Below are 20,230 nucleotides of genomic sequence, written 5' to 3' on the forward strand. Positions count from 1 at the left end.
GCCTTCATGCCAAAGTGCCACTGATTGCCTTTCTTGGTCTGATGCATCTCCGGATCGCGTTGCTGCTCTTTGTTCTTGGTCGAGCTGGGTGCCTCAATGATGGTGGCATCGACCAAGGTGCCTTGAGTCATCATGACGCCTGCTTCGGCCAGCCAGCGATTGATGGTCTTGAACAATTGGCGGGCCAGTTGATGCTGCTCCAGCAGGTGGCGGAAATTCATGATGGTGGTGCGGTCCGGCAAGGCGCTATCCAGGGATAACCGGGCAAACAGACGCATGGAGGCGATTTCGTACAGAGCATCTTCCATCGCGCCATCGCTCAGGTTGTACCAATGCTGCATGCAGTGAATGCGTAGCATGGTTTCCAGCGGATAAGGTCGCCGGCCATTACCAGCCTTGGGGTAAAACGGCTCGATGACTTCCACCATGTTTTGCCATGGCAGAATCTGCTCCATGCGGGACAAGAAAATCTCTTTTCTGGTCTGACGGCGCTTACTGCTGAATTCACTGTCGGCGAAGGTAAGTTGATGACTCATGATGAACCCTGTTCCATGGCTCCAGATGACAAACATGATCTCATATCAGGGACTTGTTCGCACCTTCCCTAATAATAACATTCGCCAGACTGCTAAAGCTGAAGGCAATAAGCGTTAGAAAAATGAGAGAACGTTTCATATTAACCTGAAAAAAGAGAGCCTAATCTAATCAATATACCTGGTCGCGTTTATTTTCTCTCTTTCCTCCTGAATTGCAGGTATAAGAATACCTCACCAGAAGGTGAAAATAATTCGCTAATACAATAAGTCAATAATGACGGATCAGGCTCTTTATTTATATGAGTAAATTAACCCGTTGCTTATAAATACGCGACGGTATAAGTCAGCATGGTGTTAACGGCACCGGTATCGGCAGCGTCTGAACCGACTTTATAGTAGTTCGCATACAGATCGACAGTGGCGCTATCACCTTCAACATTCGTATCAAGGTTAGTATGCAGGTTCAGCGGCGTCTGGCTATTGGCCAGCGTGCTGAGTGCGATACCCACGTTTTTCTTCGTGCCGTCGGTTCTCAACTGTGTGTTGTTCAGATACAGACCATCGTTAGAAATACTGTCTGAACTCAGGATCAGATTCAGGGTATTTTTATTTCCCGCGCCATCGTCCTGCCCCAGGGAAGCAGAAGTACAGCCGGTAAATTCCAGAGTAAATTGTTTACGGTTTTTCTGGATCAGACCTGCGGCAGATGCATCGCTAACGGCGATGGGATCTAATGGAATCGTCAGGTCAGCAGAGTTTCCGCCGTTAATTGTACAGGTTGTATCAGTAACCTGGCCGGTAAAGGTGATAGTACCGCCAGAAGCCTCGGTTGCAGCGCTGACATTAAAGGCTGCGAAGGATGACGCGATAACGAAAGAAGAGATAGCGAGCTTTTTCATTGATATTAACTCCAGTATGTTTGCTCCCGTCCTGGGGACGAACATTTCATGTCACAAAACCGTCCTGGTCTTGCTGTCTACATCCGTAAAATCCCTGAAAACGGAAAAATGGAGCCTGCATCATTATTTCCATCAGGTTAGGTGATGATCCTAATTGATGTAACACAATCTTAAAATATCAGTTTAAGAATTTACTTAAATTAAGTGTATTAGTCTGCTGTTTTGGTTTTTTTTCTTGTTTATCAGCATATGGCACTGATCGTGTAACTGAGATGTAACTTTAAATTTTAAAATTCTTATAAAACGAAAGGTAAAATGGAAAAAATCTGATGCTTACATTCAGTAATATTGATTTACACAATCAGGTAACGACAAAAAAAGAGAATATTTTGCGCGCTAATGTTATATTTATAAAGAAAAGTAGTTAAATGTTCTTTATTTGTTTTGTTTTTGTTTCATTGTTCGGGGTGAATTATTTTAATTAATAAGATTTATTAAAATGAAAGTGGGTGAAGAGGATGAGCAAAAGGGATAAAAACGCCCAGGCATGCAATATAAAATGGCGTTTTAATAAAAAGGAGAGCAGAGGGGGATTGCTGCCTTATTCTTGCAGGTACGCACTGACGCTAACTAAATAGCGCAATGGCAGGGGAGCAGAGTGTACGGCTTTGCCATATGGGGACTGTTATATACCGCAAACTCCGTATTTTTATAGGCGGGGCTGCGTTCTGTCGTTGCATTCCGGCCTTTATCTGTCCCTTAATTCGCTCCCGATCACCGCAGACTTCCCAGCATTTTATCTTCTTCGGCGCCGCTGATTAACCGGGTTAATTCCTGACAGGCAGCAATACGGCCATTTTCTAATGTGAAACAGGCAAAGACTTCGGTTTGTGCCTGTTCGCCGTTCGTTTTGATGACGGTCACCAGGTGATGGGTCAGAACGTGATTGCCCTGCTGAGCGATGACCAGAATGTTCACCTTCATGGTACGAGTAACCTGTTTTAGTTTTGCCATGTGCGTGACGAAGTTATCGTAATCAAGGTCGATGCCATTTACCGTCTGGCGATAATCGGGCGTGAAAAATAATTCGATAGTGTGTTCATCGTGCCCGGGCCGGGAAATAACGGCATCAAGCGCCTGAGCAATGCGTTGCATCATATTTTCCAATGTTCTCTTCCTCATCGTGATTGCGTACAGGGAAGATTACCCTCAGACTGAAGCGGCAAAGTAACCGTAGTAAGACAATAAATACGTTAAATCGGCCATGATGATAGAAAGTATTCAACCTTTACATCACTCCTCTAAGCATACGACTCAGTGGCACCATCACCCTGGCGGGCAGTTGTACTGGATCACGCGTGGCATGGTGATGGTCGAAACGGAGCAAGGGCAGTGGGCGTTGACGCCCGGTTCGGTAGGGTGGATTCCGCCGTCGTTACCCCATTGCGCGTGGATGCCGGTGAGTGCATATGGCGCCAGTCTGCACTTCAGCGCGGAATTTTGCGGGGTCTTTCCCTCCTCGCCGTGCATTCGGGCAGCGTCGCCTTTTTTACTGCTGTTGCTTGAGAAAATTTGTGGGGAGGGAACCATCGGAGAGCCTTCAGAGCGGCTGGCCCACCTGTTGCAGGTTATGGTCGATGAGATTCGCTATGCTGATGCGCTCTCTTCACAATTGATCCTTCCCGACGACAGAAGGGTCAGACAGATTGCGCAAAAAATACTGGCCGACAGGGCCTGTACGCTGAGTCAGGCAGAGCTGGCGAAACAGGCCGGGCTGAGCGTCAGGACGTTGAGCCGCCTTTTTATACAGCAGACGGGATTAACATTCGGTCAGTGGAAGCAAAAAGCGAAAGTCATTTTGTCGCTGGAATATTTACTGCGCGGAGAGCCTGTCAGCCTTGTCGCGCAATTAGCGGGTTATGAGAATGTGAGTGCATTTATTGCCGTGTTCAGGCGTTTTATGGGAATGACGCCAGGGCAGTTCTATCTGCGTTTCGGTCATGGTACGAATGTGGTTTAAAAAAAGGTCGCATAAATAGAGTCACTTATGCGACAAGGCACACGGAGTCAGACATCCCTGCCTGTATAATAGAATCTTATGATTTGTTCTTCGTTTTCTCCAGAATGACGCCTTCCAGAAAAATAATTCTGTTTTCCAGCAGATTAATATAATCCTTCATCAGGACATTTTCTTGTCGCAACGTTTTAAAGACATTAATTTTTAAGTTAAGGTCGTGATCTGTTTTATTTCTTCCTGTTTTTTTTATGTTTAACAGTTCCCTTTTCATAAATATTCCTTATGCTTATAAGGTTATGCCTTTATTTCTTGTTGCTCATATTTATGCTGTGTAATTATCTTGTCAAGATTATTATTTTTTCTCATTGGATTTAAGATGCAAGGACAATGTACCGGAGAGAATAAATGAGACTCTGGACTCAGGCGTGTTCTGTTTACATTGATGTATTACGCTTTTATCAGTGTTGACATGTTATCAGTTAGTTGTTTATATAACATATATTTTACAGGGAAAAGTTCATAATTGTGATATGGTCACTTGAACTCTTTTTTATTAGACTGCATGTCTTTCATTTTTTTGCTTATTTAGCACGCTCATACAGATCTTTTCTAAACTTTACCTGATGTGCGCCTGTCTTCTTCTTCCTGAAAAGACGTATAATTGTGAAACACAATTCGTACAAGGATAATAATTATGCCGAAAATCATTCAGTCTTTATTATTATTTATTGCACTAAGTAATATCTCAATGGCATCGACGCAGGAAACGGCGTTTTTGGCTGAACGCGGGCTGGCGGGAAAATCGGTTGAGCAAATGGTGGATGCTATCGATCAAAACCCTCAGGCGCGTCCTTTACCGTATACCGCTTCTGTGACCAGCACGGATCTGAAACTGTCGGCGAATGGCGAAACGTACACCTTTCCGCTGGGTGAGAAATTTTATCTCTCGCTGGCGCCTTATGAATATCAAACCCATCCCTGTTTTAACCACAGTCTTTCAGGTTGCCAGGGAGAAATGCCGGACACCTGGTTTGATGTGAACGTGACAGATCGGAACGGTACGGTGTTGATACATAAGAAAATGAAAAGTTATCAGAATGGCTTTATCGGGTTATGGCTGCCGCGTAACACTGAGGGGATGATTGAAATCAGTCATGAGGGGAAAAAAGCGGCTTATTCGTTTAAAACCGCGAATGACAGTCAGACTTGCCTGACCGACCTGCAATTACGCGCTGCCTCGTAAAGAGATAAACAGCCTGAAGAGATGACTGACGATGTGCTGCATTCTTCGCCAGTCTCTATCTTCAGGGCGATTCCCTTGCCGGTGACTCAGCCCCGCATCGGGTGCGAATCACGTATCATGTAATGGTGACTTCTTTTCGGATTTTGTTTTGAAATTCCGTAGACAGCGATTTAAATTGTGCTCGCTTTTCTGTTAGTGTGGTAATGACTTTATTGCTGCTGGTACATCTGCCGTAGATAAAGTCAAAATAGATAGAGCAGTTTGAAACTTTACACAGCGTATTATAATCATCCTGTAGATGCGGGAAGTAAATAGATATTAATGCTTTTATTTTGGAGTAAAGTTTGCTGTCGCCGCTTATTGTCGGTTGTGTTATCGGCGTTTCCGTGGCGCTTTTACTCTTCACTTTTGTAATGAAAAACTCAATGGTGGATATTCGATACGTATGCCATTCGATTTCCATTGCTAACAGTTCCTCATATTTTTGCAGAATTTTATTATTCTGATCCTCTTTCCTTTTGAGTTCCAGCCCATCCATTATTTTTTGTTCTATTTTAGCTTCGGCTTTCAGAATGAGTATCCATCCTCCAGACAGTGCCAGGATGCAGCCAATTATGATTAAGGAGATAATAAATATTATGTCCATACATCAGACTCCTTCATTTGTTATTTTGCTCAAATTGCCTGAGTACCATTGCGACACAATCCGGCCCGTACTTAAATCTTATGTTGTGTGATTGCTATAAATTCTGTTGATATTTTAAAAAATAGATGCAGAGTTAGCTGATATGTTTCATTAAGTCAAATCAGATCGCCTTGTCAATGTGTAAATAAAGTATTTGTTTTCTGTTCAAGCGTAAGGTTTTTGATTTTTCTTATTTCTGTTAGACATGAGGCAGAGTATTAGTAATTCTCTTAGGGCGTTAATGGACGAACATACAACAAAAGGAGTTTGTTATGGAGTGGAGCGTCGAAAATAACCTGGTGTGCCCGACAACGGGAACCGCCTTTGCGCTGACCAGCGGAGCGGAAAATCTTAAGTTCATTCTGTGGTATAAGGGCGATTATTTTTTACGCACAGGTTCCGTTATCTCCCCGGAGGATTCAGGCGTCCTGGCGAACGGGAAAAAAAGAAACATCAAAATCCTGCACGTTTTCCCCTACAGCAATGCGTTATGGGCCTCTTTTCATAACCGAATTGACTGCCCGGGAAATGGCGTTGTTACCATCAATCACTGTGTGCGACAGCAGCGGTGCGTATTCACGCTTTGTCCGTATGGCGCGAGGACTGTCACCGGATAAAATAATTTATGGCGTGACTATTCTGGCATCGCAGAACGTCGTCGTTACATGCAAATTGGGTATCCATCCTTTTTATTGCTGTCATTTAAGACGGGCCGGTTTTGTGTCGCCTGAATACAGAGTGCCCTGAGTAGAAAAGAAGCGACCTGATATGTCTTTAAGGTTTATAACAAAATCAGATAAAAGAATCCTTACAGCTTCTGTCTTTCTGTTTTTTCTGGTATTTGCCAGTGTGCTGTGGCTGGAGTTAACGAGCGTACAGCAAAGTAAGCAGGCGCTGCTGCAATCTGAGGTCAAAAGTCTGGCTTTTGTCGTCGATAAAGTATTAGGCGATGCCCGACTGGCGATTGCGCAGGCGCAACCGTTACTGGGTCAGCCCTGTAATACGACACTGGAAAAAAAGCTCAATATTATCCCCACACGCTACCCGCATCTTCAGTCGCTTAACTTTACGCAGGGCAATACGATTTATTGTTCCTCGCTACTCTACAACAAAGGGTACACCCTGAGTCCTGCTCTCTCTTTACAGCAGGGCATAAGGGTTGATCGGGTGATCACCTCTCCGCATGATTTCATCATGATGCTTTATGTTTCTTATCCGGCGGGAAGAATATTTGCGGCTTCTGATGTGCGCATTATTGTTGAGCGCATCAAAAATATGGCGTTCAGCGATCGTATTGTTTTACGCATGAACGATAAAATTTTAACCGCCTCTGGCGTTAAACCGGGGAGTTTGCAGGAGTCGCATTTTTCACACTATATAAAAGCGGAAAGTTATAACAAACTTTATACGATTGCCTGGCGAAAAACCGAACTGGGGGATGCGCTGGTCGTGATCGCCCACTCATGGCGCTATATTGCGATGATTATCGCCAGTGCGCTCGTATCATCCATATTGCTCTGGTTACTGTTATCGCATCGGGCATCATTACCTCATCACCTTGCGGTGGCCATCAGAAGAAATGAAATCCAGCCTTACTACCAGCCGATTGTATGCGCCAAAACAAACCGCGTGATTGGCGCGGAAGTTCTGGCCCGCTGGCAACATTGTGAAGCGGGTTCTGTTTCTCCCGATATCTTTATCCCGGTGGCAGAACGTGCCGGGTTGATTGCCGACCTGACGAAAGGATTACTGGATCTGGTGGTTATCGATATTCAACGCTCGGTCACGGTATTTAAACCGGGTTTTAAATTTAACCTGAACATCAGCCATGCTCATCTGGTGAAGGACTCTTTTTATTCATTCATCGGGACGTATTCAGGTGTGTTTCGCGAACAGAACCTGCAACTTGTTTTTGAAATCACCGAGCGTGGAGAGATCGAAGTGAATGATGATATCTCCAATAAAATTGATTATATGAAGATTCATAATGTCGGGCTGTCGCTGGATGACTTTGGCACGGGATTTTCTAACCTGTCTTATATCACTGGCCTGCGGCCAGAGAATATTAAAATAGGTCGCATGTTTATTAATCTGATTTCGGAAGGGAAAAATACGCCGCTTGTTGATTGTGTGGTCGAGATGGCACAAAGAATGCGTATTCAAACGACTGCGGAAGGGGTGGAGCATAAGTACTAGGTTGATTATCTTCGATCTAAAAATGTTGATTTCTTCCAGGGCTATTTCTTCTCCCGGCCACTTTCATTCGCGAATTTTATCCGCTTTATCAGAGGTTATCAGGTTGTCACGTAACATACTGATTATAGGAATTATATCCTGAAGGACTCTGCGCGGGGGAGGGGGCGTGATATGAACGATAAGCTATCTCAAGTGCGTGACAGATTACCGCTCATAATAATTATGCTGTATAGCGATGATTCAGACTGGCGTCTCTTTACCTAAATCATACTGAATTAACTGCCATTGCACGGGTGAGCCCTGATAATAAGGCATCATTTCCCCTTTTTTTAGGTTCACTACAGCCGATACCGCGGTGCTGGACAATTGCCAGTAGCCGCTTTGTGGACTGGCCTGCCCGCTGTTACGCGTGATGCCGAGAGGTTTGCGACTGGCATCGTTTTGTGACGAACCTGAGGAGAGTGTCGAAAGCATGTAATTACTACTGTCTATCTTCATAACCTAACAATCCATGAGGAACACATATTGTTATCAAGCGGCATTTACCGGCAACAACTTAAATCAGGGAGGTGATTATTCATAATGTGAATAAAATCTTGTGACTTATTGCAAATAAAACATAATTTAGCCAAAATAAGCCCCTGTATTGGTTAAAGATTATTCATAATGATTGGTCGCCTGATTAACTGTCTGATACTCCTTGTGTCATTCTCCGCTGCCAGCGCTTATGCGGTTAACTGTCAGCGTGCTTCTATGCCTTTAGAAAACACCATTTGTAACAACGACAATCTTCATTGGCTGGACAGCACAATGACGGTTATCTATCACACGATGTTGGTCAGAAACCCTTCTCAACAGGTTCACAAGAAGTACCAGGAATGGGAAAAGTCGCTACAGGCGTGTACCTCCGACAGCTGCATTGAGCGTGCCTACTATCAGGGCATCAGTTCTATTTCAGACGTTGCCCCGGATTTTGACTGGGAAGGGCTGTGGTGGAACACCAGTGTGTCCAATTTAAGTGGCGGAATGATCCAGTTCAGCCGGAGCGCGGAATGGTCAGTCACGACGGATATTCGTGTCTGGTCGGGATTAAATAAAGATGAGTTTACGGCTGAAGCCCGAAAACTGTACGGCATGGCGCTGGTCGAACGTATTGCCGATACCAGTAATTGCAAACTGCTGTTTATCCCCCGTAAAAGCGGCGCGCTTCAGGTCTACAGCAACGCGGACTGGGGATGCCGGATTTCGATGCCGACGGGGGCATTTATTGATGGGCGTTATCTGCGCTCGGATCACGATCCTCGCCCGAAGGCGACGCTGTACTCGCTGGGAATTTTCTCCGACCCCAAAATGGATGAGCGCTTCCGCGCGCTGGTGGGGGATGATTACCAGAAGTTTGTGGATACCGCCAACGTTTACATTTATCAGGATGATATAGATAACATCGGCGCAACGGTCGTCTCTATGTGGGTGCGTGGCGCGGCGAACAACCATACGGCCATTATTATGTACACGCAAAGCAATATCTGGGCGGCGAGGGTAGAACGCGACAGCGCCGGAAAAATGCAGTTGTACTACTTCAGCACCAGAGGTAACGATATCAAGAAAATGCCGCGTACGCTCGCTGGCTGGAAACTGCGTTACCTGGATCAATAAAACCTGTCGTTATGGGAAAGGAGATCGTCATCGCGATCTCCTTTGTCGATCTCCTGCCGGTTATGCCAGCGTCCCTACGACGTTCAGATCCGCGTCATCCGGTACTTCATTATAAGAAAGAATATGCAGCCCGCTGGCGAACAGCCGGCCATAGCGGGAGATCACTGGACGTAGCTGCGGCGTTACCAGCAGCAGCGGCGGCAGCCCTTTCGCCTTCATCTGCTCGTAAATCATCGGCATTGTCGTCTGCAACTGGGTCAGAATGTTCGGATCGACAGGGAAGCTATCCAGCGCCACTTTTCCGGCCTGCTGCGCCTGGTTGAGCGCGCCCAGCAGCATATTCTCCAGCTGGCTGTCGATGGTGTAGGCCGCGAGTTGTTGACGATCGCCGTTAATGGTGTGAACGATGGCGCGGCGCAGAGCATAGCGCACGTCGGAGGTCAGCAGAACGGGATCTTTCGTCACGGTGACGCTTTCCAGCAATGTGGACGCGATGGTGACGATATCCTTCAGTGAAATCTGCTCCAGCAATAACTGGCGATAAATGCGCAGCAGCAGACTGTAGCTAAACGCGGCATTTAAATCCTCCGCCAGCTTTGGCGCCTGGAGCGCCAGGCGCGCATGCAGGTGGGTAATATCGTCATAGTTAAACAGATCTGGCAGATGTTCGCGGGCGACCTTGTTGACGTGCGTCGCCACCACGCTCGCGCAGTCAACCACCTGATAACCAAGATTCAGCGCTTTCGCCTTTTGTTCCGGGTCGATCCAGACAATTGCCATGCCGTAAGCGGGGTCGGTATCCAGTATGCCGTTGATCTCCCCGTACAATTCAGTGCCGGGAATCGCCATCAGTTTTTCAGCCTGGACTTCGCCGATCGCGGTACGAATGCCGTTGATATGAATCGCGTATTGCGCCGGTTTCAGGCGGAAGTTTTCCCGGATGCGGATCTCCGGCAGCAGTACGCCGCAGTGCTCGGAAATGACCTGGCGAACGCCGCGTATACGTTGTGACAACGGACTGCCCTTCGACTCATCCACCAGCGTGACCAGTTTATAGCCGAGATTCAGGCCAATGGGCTCCACCAATGGAATGCTTTCCCAGGAGACGCCTGGCGTCGCATCCGGCGCGATGGCTTCGGTGATGGCCTCCATATCCGTCTCTTCCTGGGCGGGCTGCACCGCTTTGCTCTGCCGCCAGGCGGCAAACAGCAGCAGGGCGGTGAAGCTCAGGAAGGCAATGTGCGGCATTCCCGGCACAATCGCGAGAATAAACATCACGAAAGCGGCGGTATAGAGCACCTTCGGGCGAGAGAGAAGCTGGATTTTAATCTCATCGCTGACGTCATTGCCTTCGCTGACGCGGGTCACGATAATCGCTGCGGCAGTCGCCAGCAGCAGCGACGGGATCTGGGCGACCAGACCGTCACCAATGGTCAGCAGAACGTACTGGCGGAACGCGTGGCTGGCATCGAGATCGTATTTAAAAATACCGATACAGATACCGCCGATCACGTTGATGATCAGCACCATGATCCCGGCGATGGCGTCACCGCGAACAAACTTCGACGCGCCGTCCATCGCACCGTAGAAGTCTGCTTCTTTCGATACTTCCTGTCGGCGGTTTCGGGCCTGCTGCTGGTTAATCAGACCCGCGTTCAGATCGGCGTCGATAGCCATCTGTTTGCCCGGCAGCGCATCCAGGGTAAAGCGCGCGGAAACCTCGGAAATACGTTCCGCCCCTTTGGTGACTACCACGAAGTTGATGATCATCAGGATGATAAACACCACGAAACCGACGACGAAATCGCCGCCGATGACCACCTGACCAAAGGCTTCAATGACCTTACCCGCCGCGCCTTCGCCTTCATGACCGTGCAGCAACACCACGCGGGTAGAGGCGACGTTCAGCGTCAGACGCATTAACGTCGTGATCAGCAACAGCGTCGGGAAAATCGCAAAGTCCAGCGGACGCTGCATATTCACCGATACCAGCAGCACGATGACCGCCAGGACGATATTAAAGGTAAACAGAATATCCAGCATCAGCGGCGACAACGGCAGAATAACCATTGCCAGCACGCAGAGAAGCAGAATAGGCACGCCGACTTGCCCCTGACGGAGCACGCTCAGCGCGTTGCGCAATTTACTGTTCGCCATTGGCTTTCAGTACCTCTTGAGGAATGTTGATTTGCCTGTTCAGGCGGGGCTTTTGTTCCACGTTGCCTTCGCGCCAGGATTTTAATTGCATGACGTAGGTCAGTACGTGGGCAATAGCGCGGAAAAGCTGCGTGGGAATCTGTTGGTTAACGCGGGTGGTGTAATAAACTGCCCGCGCCAGCGGCGGAAATTCCACCACCTCGATATTGTGATTAGCGCCCACTTCACGGATCCAGAGCGCAACATCGTCGATTCCTTTAGCAACGATGTAAGGGGCTTCGGCACGCTGTGGATCATATTTCAGCGCAACGGCGTAATGCGTCGGGTTGGTGATGATAACGTCTGCCGTTGGTACGGTTCGCGCGATTTGCCCCATCGCCATCTGACGCTGAAGCTGGCGGATGCGTCCTTTAATCTGTGGATTACCGTCGTTGTTTTTATACTCTTCTTTCACTTCCTGTTTGGTCATGCGCATTTTTTTGGTGAACATGAACTTACTGAGCGGTACATCCAGCAGGGCGAAAATGACGATAACGGCGATGAAGTAGCTGAAGACGTGACGAAAAATGGCAAACCCTTGTCCGATCGCCTGACGAAGATAAAGCTGTTGCAGGTGCAGCAGAGCGTGCATGGAGTCATGCACCATCATGTACAACACGGTAAGAATAATGCCGCACTTGAGCAGCATCTTGCCGACTTCCGTGTAGTGGCTGGCGGAAAACATCCGCTTGATGCCGCTAATGGGGCTGAGCTTTTTAAAATCCGGCTTCAGTTTTGTGGGGGTAAAAATCCAGCCGCCAGGCACCAGGCTTGCCACTATGCAGCACAGCGGAATCGGAATCAGCGTTGCGATAAAGCGCAGTACAACCCAGACGTTCAGCAGCATAAACTGATTCAGCGCCGTGGGATCGTCGAGCCTGCCCGCCATTTCACCGACAGCGGCAAACGATTCACGGATTAACTGCTGGTAATAGGGCAGAAATGCGGCGAGGGTGAAAAACGACGCCAGCAGTCCCGCCGCCATCGTCAGATCTTTTGAGCGCGGGAGGTCGCCTTTTTCACGCGCTTTGCGCAGTTTTCCGGGGGTGGGTTTTTCGCTTTTGTCGCCGCTGGAGGACATTACGGCACCCTTATGGCGTCGAGCTTCGCCAGTATTTCATTGGTGAGATTGAGATAGTGATCAGGAATGTTGGTCACCATCATCGAGATACAGAGCAACCCAAACAGCATACTGATCGGAAAACCCAGCGAGAAAAGGTTCAGCGTCGGTGAAACGCGGTTTAACAGGCCAAATCCGCCCTGCACAATCAGCATGACGAACGTCGTTGGCAGCGCGATAAGCGTCGCGGATGCCATAATCCAGCCCAGTCCCTGAACAATCAGCGTCAGCGTTGGCTGGTTAATCGCCTGACCAATAGGCCAGTAGCTAAAGCCTTTGAACAGAATCGTGACCAGCAGCAGGTGCCCATCCATGATGAAAAAGAGCAGTGCGCAGAAAACATAAATGATCTGCGAAATCACCGTAGTGGAGCTGCCGTTGACCGGGTCGTTCATCATCGCCATCCCCAGCCCCATGTTCATCGACAGAATATGCCCGGCGGTTTGCAGCGTGACAAAGACGAGCTGGAGCGCCATGCCGAACAGGAATCCCCACAGGAGCTGCTCGCCGATCAGCAAGACGGTGCGCATCGAAAGCAGTTCGCTGAGCACAACATTATTGGGCAGCATGGGGGTGATAATGATCGACAGCGCCAGCGCTGCGGCAATCTTAATGCGACGGGAAAAAGCCCGGTTGTCCAGCACGGGTGCGAACTGCAAAAACGCCAGGATGCGGAAAAAGGGTAGCACCAGAGCCATCAGCGGCGTGAACAGCGCCTGTATATCGATTCCCATCGCCGCTTAACCGACCAGCGCCGCCGCCTGGTGAAAGATCTGGATCGTAAAATCCACCAGTTGCGTCAGCATCCACTTACCGGCGAAGATCAGCACGCCCAGGGTGACGACCAGTCGCGGCAGAAAGCTCAGCGTCTGTTCGTTAATTTGCGTGGTGGCCTGAAAAATACTGACGCACAGCCCGACAATCAGGCTGGGAATAATGGCGACGGCGGAAATCAGCAGCACCAGATGGATGCCGGTCGCCATGATGTCGCCTGCCGTGTCCATGTTCATCATCGCTAAAGACCCTGAACGCTGGAGGCCAGCGTACCGACGATCAATGTCCAGCCATCGCACAGGACGAACAGCATCAGCTTAAAGGGCAGCGAGACAATCAGCGGCGAGAGCATCATCATCCCCATCGCCATCAGGATACTGGCGACAATCAGGTCGATCACCAGGAAGGGGATATAGATCATAAAGCCGATCTGGAAGGCGGTTTTCAGTTCGCTCAGCAGATAGGCCGGAGTCACGATCGTGAGATCCTGCTCGCGCGCATCGCCCTCGATCCCGGCGATGCTCATCATTTGCGCCATCGCTTTATTGTTCGTCTGGGCCAGCATGTAGTTCTTCAGCGGCACTTCCGCCTTCGCCAGCGCCTGTTTCAGCGTGATTTCATCTTTTTGAAAAGGGTCAATGGCGTCAGTATAAATCGTGGTCCAGACCGGGCGCATCACCAGCAATGTCAGCGCCAGCGCAATCCCGGTAAGAATTTTATTGGGTGGACTTTGTTGCAGCCCGAGCGCCTGGCGCAGAATCGCCAGAACGATAATGAAGCGGGTGAAACAGGTCATCATCAGCACCATGATCGGCAATAAGCCAAGCAAAGTCATCAGGATCAGGATCTCAATTTTAACGTTGTAATCCTGACCTGCGCCGTTGGCGGCGGTGCTAAAGAGGGTAATGTCGCCATTTGCAGCCAGTGCCGGTTGTGCGACAAGCAGACTCAGGAGCAGCAGAGCGATGCCGCTTCTGTTAAACAAGCGGTTCATCGCGTGAGCTCACCGAGTTCTTTGGCGTTGAATTCAATGATTCGCAGGCCGTATTTATCGTTGAGCACCACCACTTCTGCTTTACCAAACAGAATGCCATTCACTTTAATGTCCAGCGGCTCGCCCGCCATCTTGTCCAGTTCGACCACCGAATCGCTGTTGACTGACATTAATTCAGCAAGCGAGATATTTACGGAAGCGACTTCCAGCGTCAGCGTCACGGGAATGCGGCTAAACAGCGCCATTTTACGGATATCCGTCATCGCGGTGTTGCGCGTTTCAGGCTGCAAATCCAGGCGGATATTCCCTTCGACGGTGTCTTCCTGCGTCATATCGCTAAGGTTCAGGTCATCCAGGTCAAGAGACTGGCTTAGCTCGTGTTGCAAATCACTCATATTGCTTCTCGGTTGTCTTATCATAGATATCGCACAAAAACAGCTTGCTACGATCTTCAACGATAGCAGCCTCAAAAATCTGTTCTTTGCCGATAAATACCGGTAAAGGTTCGTTAATGGCGATGGGGATGATATCCCCGGGTTTAATATCGGAAATCTGGGCGACGGTCAGGTTCAGGCTGGCCAGACGCCCGCTCAGTTTTAACGGCAGACTGTCGAACAACCGTTCTATCTGCGCAGGGCTCAGGGGCACGCTTTTCACGGCGCGGCTATCGGCCGCATCTGGCGAACGGAGTATCGCCAGCATCTGATCAACATGGTGGTGATCGAGCAGAATGGTAAAAGAGCCGTGATCGTACCCTTCGAGGGTAAAGGTAATGCACCAGGACCAGTGGCTAATGACCGTTGAATAATCGACCTTAATATCGAGATTTTCGCCAAAGGTTTCTTTGCAAATCACCAGTTGCGTGAGTTCCTGACCCAGTTTACTTCTCAGGCGCTCTTCTGTTTTTGTCACACGCAACGATTCATCTGGCGCAACATGACTGCTGTCTTTACTTAAACCGTAATAATCATGAAGGATGTTCAGCAATAAGATGCGATCAATAACAAAGGCGACATTTCCGTAAGGCGTCGAAAAAACCTGCGCATTCTTATATTGCTGGTCGATTGCGAAGGTCATCGACTTCAACGCGGCATTAACACGGAGTTTCTTCAGAAAATAAATGCTCAGGCGTGCATCAAGTATGTCAAAACTGTCATTCATCAACTTGGGTAACTTGTGCCACGGCCGACCGAGTTTACTGGTGTCGAGCTTTACCAGAGAAGGTAAATCCTTTCTCTGATGAATTCTGACTCGCTGTGATGCAGGGTTCATGATTATTCCGGGTTACCAAAAGTTTAGATGAAAAATAACGCCACTTTTTGGTTGTTGTGTAGCGTGAACCGTAAAATTTCCTGGAGGTATTTGAGTTTTAAAAATTATGTGTCGCTCTTGAACAACACAGAAGAAACGTCGCTGTCGAAAACTCTCACACATTACGTCAGGATGTAGATTAGACAATCTTAACCCTGCTATTGCAAGCATCCAGGGGTTATTAATCCATTATTTCTCTAGGAATTTTCTCATTAATAACTTTTTTAATTTATTGATTTTTATAGATTAATATTTTAATACCCATTAAAAACAAGACAATTCCTATTCGCTACGTATACTGCCTTTACTTTATGAAAGTTGCCTGATTCATGAGTTAAAAAAACTGTTTATTTTTATTAACATCTTATAAAAACCCATTAACAAACTGGGTTTGTGATGTTTTTAAAAGATGCTTTGAATAATGGCTGAACAGCATATTTCTTATTTTGTTTTTTCTGTTGGTACACCTAAATGAGTATTATCATTGAATGCGAAGATCGTAATAGAAATGGCTTTATCGCCGTTTCTCCTGCCAGCGTTAGCGTAATGTCGTTAGCGCGTCGCGTTGCTAAGTATAATGTATCAGTACTGATTACGGGCGAAACGGGAACAGGGAAAGAGTGTATCGCCAAATACATTCACGAGAATGCCTGCGGCAGTGACGCCCCGTATGTCGGCGTTAACTGTGCAGCTATTCCAGAGAGTATGCTGGAAGCCATTTTATTTGGTTACGAGAAAGGCGCGTTTACCGGCGCTGTTGCGAGCGTTGCCGGTAAATTTGAGCAGGCTAATGGCGGCACGCTGCTGCTTGATGAGATTGGCGATATGCCGTTGGCGTTGCAGGCAAAATTACTGCGCGTATTGCAAGAGCAGGAAGTTGAACGTCTGGGGAGCCATAAGCGTATTCCGTTGGATATTCGCCTGATCGCTTCTACAAATAAAGATTTGCAGCAGGAAATTGCCGAAGGCCGTTTCCGCCAGGATCTTTTCTACCGTATTTCCGTCGTGCCTATTCATATTACGCCGCTGCGTGAACGCAGGCAGGACATCCTGCCGTTGGCCCAGCGTTTTATCACTAAATACCGCGCTTTTCATAAAGGCGATCTGCGTCTGAGCGATGAGGCGCGTACCGTCCTGCTCAGATACGACTGGCCGGGTAATGTCCGTGAACTGGAGAATGTGATTCAGCGCGGCATGATTTTGTGCAACGGCGAAGAGATTCACGCCGCCGACTTTGGCCTGGCCGTTCGCGCTTCCCAGCCTGAAGCGGCGGTTATCGAAATGATGCCTGCCTATCGCGAGCAGGAGACGGGCAACCCGTCGATCCGCGATGTCAAACTGCACGGACGGCTGGCGGAATACCAGTACATCATCGATCTGCTTAAACGCCATAAAGGCAACAAATCCAAAACCGCAGAGTTTTTAGGCATCACCCCACGCGCTCTACGTTATCGTCTCGCCTCCATGCGCGACGAGGGTATTGATATTGAATGTTATTCCTGAGGCCAGGAAGGATTGATGAATGGATAAGATTACTGCCGCAGGCATCAACACGACACACCAGGCGTTGCTGGACAGAATGCAGCAGACCGCTTCATTAGCGTCAGCCGGTTCGGTTGACGCTTCTTTAACTATCGCTCCCGCCAGCAACGCGTTTGGCGTCAGTGAACCGATTTCCTTTGCGGGCGCGCTGAATAACGCTATCGATAACGTCGATGCGATTCAACACAGCGCAGGCGCAAAGCAAAAAGCGATTGATATGGGGCTGAGCGACGACTTAGCCGGTGCGATGATCGAAAGTCAGAAAGCCAGCGTGGCTTTTTCGGCCATGATGCAGGTGCGTAATAAGCTCACCACGGCACTGGACGAAGTAATGAATATTCCGCTCTAAGGTTTTAACCGTGCTTACTAAGATTAAAAGTCGTCTCCCTTCCGTGTCGGTGCCATCCGGTCTGAATAAGCCCCAGCTCATGGCGATTGTGGGCGGCGTGGTGCTGGCGGCCGCGATTATTCTGTCGCTGTGGAACCGCAATCAGGGTTATGTCGCGCTCTACGGTTCGCAGGAACATCTGCCGGTGTCACAGGTGGTGGACGTTCTGGGGGCAGAAAACATCGCTTACCGCATTAACCCGGACAATGGCCAGATTCTGGTGAGCGAAAGCAAACTGCCGCAGGCGCGAATGGCGCTGGCGGCAAAAGGCATCAGCGCGGCGACGCCCGATGGCTACGAGTTGATGGACAAAGAAGAGATGCTCGGCAGCAGCCAGTTTATTCAGAATGTCCGTTACAAACGCAGCCTGGAAGGGGAACTGGCGAAGAGCATTATGGCGCTGGACCCCGTGGAAAACGCGCGCGTCCATCTTGGGCTTAACGAGTCCAGCTCCTTTGTATTGACCAACAAGCCGACCAGCAGCGCATCGGTCATGGTGCAACTGCACTATGGCAGAAAACTGGATGAGCAGCAGGTCGCTTCTGTCATTCAACTGGTGGCCGGAAGCGTACCGGGTATGCAACCTGGCGCGGTGCGGGTGGTCGATCAGAGCGGTAATTTGTTGTCTGACGGCATCGAAGGCCCGGATGGCGGCATGACGAGCAAGCGCATGGGCGATGACGTCATGCAGCGCATTCGCGAGGATACCACGAAAAATATCACCAGCCTGCTGACGTCGTTAGTGGGGCCGGGCAACTTCCGTATCAGCGTCGCGCCGACCGTAGATTTAAGCCGTGTGGAAGAGACTCAGGAACGGCTGGGTAAAGATCCGCGCGTCAGCGATGAACAACTGAGCCAGGAAAACACCACCAATGAAATGGCGTTTGGCATTCCCGGCTCGCTGAGTAACCGTCCGGTCAACCCGACGCCGCAGGCTCCCGCCAACCCGGCGGAGGGCAATCCGCCCGCTGAAAACGCTGCAAACGCCGCGAATAACACCGACCCGCGCTCGCTTTCCAGCCGCAGCCAGGAACAGCGTAAGTACGCGTTTGATCGTGATATTCGCCATATCCGCCACCCGGGTTACAAGCTGGAAAAACTGAGTGTTGCGGTGGTGCTGAACCAGGCCGCTCCTGCGCTGGCGAAAATTACGCCGGAACAACTGACGTCGATGACGCGCCTGGTGGAAAGCGCTGCGGGTATCGAAAAAGCGCGCGGCGATGCCTTAACGCTGGATGTTCTGACCTTCACGGCCCCGGCAGACGATGTCATGCCAGACCTGAAATGGTGGCAAGACCCTTCCATGCAGTACTGGGGACAGAATGGCGGAATTGGGCTGCTGGCCTTGCTGACATTGCTGTTTGGCGTTCGCCCGCTGGTACAGCGCTTTGGACGTCGCGACCCGATCACCCTGGATGGCGAGGCGACGAAGAAAGAGCTGGAAGCGCCTGACAATGGGGTGGTGATGAACGATGACGAGTTCGCCAGCCTGTCGAAAGCGGCGTTCAACAATAATGAAGATCTGCTGCCGCCGCAAAGCTCCGGCCTGGAAGCCAAAGTGGAATTCCTCCAGCTGTTGGCCCAGAGCGAAACCGAGCGCGTAGCAGAAGTATTGAAACAATGGATCAACAGCAATGACCGAAGCAACAGTAAGCCGGAATGATAAAAACCACTCAGCCTCAGCCGGGCGCAGCCGTCTGGAGCAGGCGGCGATCCTGCTGATGAGCGTAGGCGAAGAGGCCGCCGCGCAGGTGATGCAGAAGCTGAACCGCGAAGAGGTTATGTTGTTGAGCGAAACGATGGCGCGTCTCCATGATGTGAAGGTACATCAGGCGCGTCTGGCAATGAACAATTTTTTCTCTGATTACCGCGAACAAAGCGGGATCAACGGTGCCTCACGCACGTATCTGCGCAGCATTCTGGAAAAAGCGTTGGGCGGTGAGATTGCCCGCAGCGTGATCAACGGTATCTACGGCGATGAGATTCGCTACCGTATGGCACGCCTGCAATGGGTCGATATCCCACAGCTGGCGGCATTGATTGAGCAGGAACATCTCCAGCTCCAGGCCGTTTTTCTCGCCTTCCTGCCACCGGATATTGCCGCCAGCGTGTTAAGCGTTCTGCCGCAAGAACGGCAGGATGAAATTATCTATCGCGTCGCGCGTCTGGACGACATCAACCGTGACGTTATCGACGAACTGGACAGACTGATCGATCGCGGCGTCGCGGTGCTTTCCGAGCATGGTTCAAAAGTGATTGGCCTCAAACATGCCGCCAACATCGTTAACCGTATCCCCAGCAATCAGCAACAGCTGCTGGATCAACTGCGCGAGCGCGACGAGAAAGTGGTCGAAGATCTGAAAGACGAGATGTACGAGTTCTACATTCTCAGTCGTCAGACGCCGGTGACGTTGCAGCGTCTGATGGATGAAATCCCGATCGAAGAGTGGGCGGTAGCCCTGAAAGGGACGGAGCCGGTTCTGCGTCAGGCCATCTTTAACGTGATGCCAAAACGCCAGGTCACGCTGCTGCAAAGCACCACGACCCGCCTGGGGCCAGTGCCGATCAGCCGTATAGAGCAGGTGCGCAAAGAGATCATGCAGGTTGTGCGCCAGCTGGCTGAAGAAGGTGAAATTCAGGTGCAACTGTTTGCCGAGCAGACGGTGGAGTAAA

At 49.6% G+C, this 20,230-nt stretch carries 21 protein-coding genes and 1 pseudogene; 9 read left to right on the top strand and 13 right to left on the bottom strand.

The window, feature by feature from the left end; translation table 11 throughout:
* From OGV50_RS05485 to OGV50_RS05495, 3 genes and pseudogenes are all read right to left on the bottom strand, one after another.
* Positions 1-536, bottom strand: a pseudogene (locus tag OGV50_RS05485) (IS5-like element IS5B family transposase); the annotation flags it as partial.
* Positions 537-856: 320 nt separating this feature from the next.
* On the bottom strand, positions 857-1,435 hold the full coding sequence (locus OGV50_RS05490) for a fimbrial protein (RefSeq protein WP_286488374.1): 579 nt from the start codon (positions 1,433-1,435) through the stop codon (positions 857-859).
* A 774-nt stretch (positions 1,436-2,209) separates the two neighbouring features.
* A complete protein-coding gene (locus OGV50_RS05495; protein WP_286488400.1) occupies positions 2,210-2,593 on the bottom strand; it encodes a nuclear transport factor 2 family protein in 384 nt (127 codons plus the stop codon).
* Between the two features lie 106 nt (positions 2,594-2,699).
* On the opposite strand from OGV50_RS05495, the gene OGV50_RS05500 reads away from it, so the two are divergent.
* Positions 2,700-3,455, top strand: a complete 756-nt coding sequence (locus OGV50_RS05500) for a helix-turn-helix domain-containing protein (protein WP_286488375.1) — start codon at positions 2,700-2,702, stop codon at positions 3,453-3,455.
* Positions 3,456-3,531: 76 nt separating this feature from the next.
* On the opposite strand, the gene OGV50_RS05505 is transcribed toward OGV50_RS05500, so the two are convergent.
* On the bottom strand, positions 3,532-3,723 hold the full coding sequence (locus OGV50_RS05505; protein WP_286488376.1) for a hypothetical protein: 192 nt from the start codon (positions 3,721-3,723) through the stop codon (positions 3,532-3,534).
* 423 nt (positions 3,724-4,146) lie between these two features.
* Here OGV50_RS05505 and cueP point away from each other — a divergent pair, with 423 nt between their 5' ends.
* Positions 4,147-4,695 carry a copper-binding periplasmic metallochaperone CueP gene (cueP, locus tag OGV50_RS05510; RefSeq protein ID WP_012133730.1) on the top strand — a complete coding sequence of 183 codons (549 nt, stop codon included), beginning with the start codon at positions 4,147-4,149 and terminating at the stop codon, positions 4,693-4,695.
* Between the two features lie 115 nt (positions 4,696-4,810).
* Here cueP and OGV50_RS05515 read toward each other — a convergent pair whose 3' ends face one another.
* On the bottom strand, positions 4,811-5,341 hold the full coding sequence (locus OGV50_RS05515) for a hypothetical protein (RefSeq protein WP_012133729.1): 531 nt from the start codon (positions 5,339-5,341) through the stop codon (positions 4,811-4,813).
* A gap of 311 nt (positions 5,342-5,652) precedes the next feature.
* Between OGV50_RS05515 and OGV50_RS05520 the strand changes: the two genes are divergently transcribed.
* Positions 5,653-5,997, top strand: coding sequence for an anti-adapter protein IraM (locus OGV50_RS05520; protein WP_286488377.1), 345 nt, complete (start codon positions 5,653-5,655; stop codon positions 5,995-5,997).
* Positions 5,998-6,229: 232 nt separating this feature from the next.
* Positions 6,230-7,576 (top strand): EAL domain-containing protein, encoded by a 1,347-nt coding sequence (locus tag OGV50_RS05525; RefSeq protein ID WP_286488378.1) that lies wholly within the window; start codon positions 6,230-6,232, stop codon positions 7,574-7,576.
* Positions 7,577-7,816: 240 nt separating this feature from the next.
* Here OGV50_RS05525 and OGV50_RS05530 read toward each other — a convergent pair whose 3' ends face one another.
* Positions 7,817-8,074 carry a hypothetical protein gene (locus OGV50_RS05530; RefSeq protein WP_024130634.1) on the bottom strand — a complete coding sequence of 86 codons (258 nt, stop codon included), beginning with the start codon at positions 8,072-8,074 and terminating at the stop codon, positions 7,817-7,819.
* Positions 8,075-8,242: 168 nt separating this feature from the next.
* Here OGV50_RS05530 and OGV50_RS05535 point away from each other — a divergent pair, with 168 nt between their 5' ends.
* Entirely contained in the window at positions 8,243-9,232 is a 990-nt protein-coding gene (locus OGV50_RS05535; RefSeq protein ID WP_012133726.1) for a lysozyme inhibitor LprI family protein, read from the top strand.
* A 60-nt stretch (positions 9,233-9,292) separates the two neighbouring features.
* On the opposite strand, the gene OGV50_RS05540 is transcribed toward OGV50_RS05535, so the two are convergent.
* The 7 genes from OGV50_RS05540 to OGV50_RS05570 are packed head-to-tail and all read right to left on the bottom strand — an operon-like array spanning position 9,293 to position 15,588.
* Positions 9,293-11,389, bottom strand: coding sequence for a flagellar biosynthesis protein FlhA (locus tag OGV50_RS05540; RefSeq protein WP_047458653.1), 2,097 nt, complete (start codon positions 11,387-11,389; stop codon positions 9,293-9,295).
* The gene (gene flhB / locus OGV50_RS05545) at positions 11,376-12,509 is read right to left on the bottom strand and encodes a flagellar biosynthesis protein FlhB (RefSeq protein ID WP_012133724.1); all 1,134 of its coding nucleotides are present in this window, start codon (positions 12,507-12,509) and stop codon (positions 11,376-11,378) included. The genes OGV50_RS05540 and flhB overlap by 14 nt, the downstream gene beginning before the upstream one ends.
* The gene (gene fliR, locus OGV50_RS05550; protein WP_049009537.1) at positions 12,509-13,282 is read right to left on the bottom strand and encodes a flagellar biosynthetic protein FliR; all 774 of its coding nucleotides are present in this window, start codon (positions 13,280-13,282) and stop codon (positions 12,509-12,511) included. Before fliR ends, flhB begins: the two co-directional genes overlap by 1 nt.
* A gap of 6 nt (positions 13,283-13,288) precedes the next feature.
* Positions 13,289-13,561, bottom strand: coding sequence for a flagellar biosynthesis protein FliQ (gene fliQ, locus OGV50_RS05555; protein WP_012133722.1), 273 nt, complete (start codon positions 13,559-13,561; stop codon positions 13,289-13,291).
* 2 nt (positions 13,562-13,563) lie between these two features.
* The gene (gene fliP / locus OGV50_RS05560; RefSeq protein WP_101743928.1) at positions 13,564-14,316 is read right to left on the bottom strand and encodes a flagellar type III secretion system pore protein FliP; all 753 of its coding nucleotides are present in this window, start codon (positions 14,314-14,316) and stop codon (positions 13,564-13,566) included.
* Positions 14,313-14,711, bottom strand: a complete 399-nt coding sequence (gene fliN / locus OGV50_RS05565) for a flagellar motor switch protein FliN (protein ID WP_012133720.1) — start codon at positions 14,709-14,711, stop codon at positions 14,313-14,315. The genes fliP and fliN overlap by 4 nt, the downstream gene beginning before the upstream one ends.
* On the bottom strand, positions 14,704-15,588 hold the full coding sequence (locus OGV50_RS05570) for a FliM/FliN family flagellar motor switch protein (RefSeq protein ID WP_047458648.1): 885 nt from the start codon (positions 15,586-15,588) through the stop codon (positions 14,704-14,706). Before OGV50_RS05570 ends, fliN begins: the two co-directional genes overlap by 8 nt.
* Positions 15,589-16,098: 510 nt before the next feature.
* Between OGV50_RS05570 and OGV50_RS05575 the strand changes: the two genes are divergently transcribed.
* Genes OGV50_RS05575 through OGV50_RS05590 form a run of 4 tightly spaced genes read left to right on the top strand, consistent with a single transcriptional unit; the run spans position 16,099 to position 20,229 of the window.
* A complete protein-coding gene (locus OGV50_RS05575; protein WP_049009539.1) occupies positions 16,099-17,130 on the top strand; it encodes a sigma-54 interaction domain-containing protein in 1,032 nt (343 codons plus the stop codon).
* A 19-nt stretch (positions 17,131-17,149) separates the two neighbouring features.
* Positions 17,150-17,518, top strand: a complete 369-nt coding sequence (gene fliE, locus OGV50_RS05580) for a flagellar hook-basal body complex protein FliE (protein WP_104869033.1) — start codon at positions 17,150-17,152, stop codon at positions 17,516-17,518.
* 10 nt (positions 17,519-17,528) lie between these two features.
* On the top strand, positions 17,529-19,220 hold the full coding sequence (gene fliF / locus OGV50_RS05585; protein WP_101743925.1) for a flagellar basal-body MS-ring/collar protein FliF: 1,692 nt from the start codon (positions 17,529-17,531) through the stop codon (positions 19,218-19,220).
* A complete protein-coding gene (locus OGV50_RS05590) occupies positions 19,192-20,229 on the top strand; it encodes a flagellar motor switch protein FliG (RefSeq protein WP_012133715.1) in 1,038 nt (345 codons plus the stop codon). Before fliF ends, OGV50_RS05590 begins: the two co-directional genes overlap by 29 nt.
* Position 20,230: the final 1 nt, after the last annotated feature.

Source organism: Citrobacter sp. CK180, from assembly GCF_030333655.1.
GTDB lineage: Bacteria > Pseudomonadota > Gammaproteobacteria > Enterobacterales > Enterobacteriaceae > Citrobacter_B > Citrobacter_B koseri.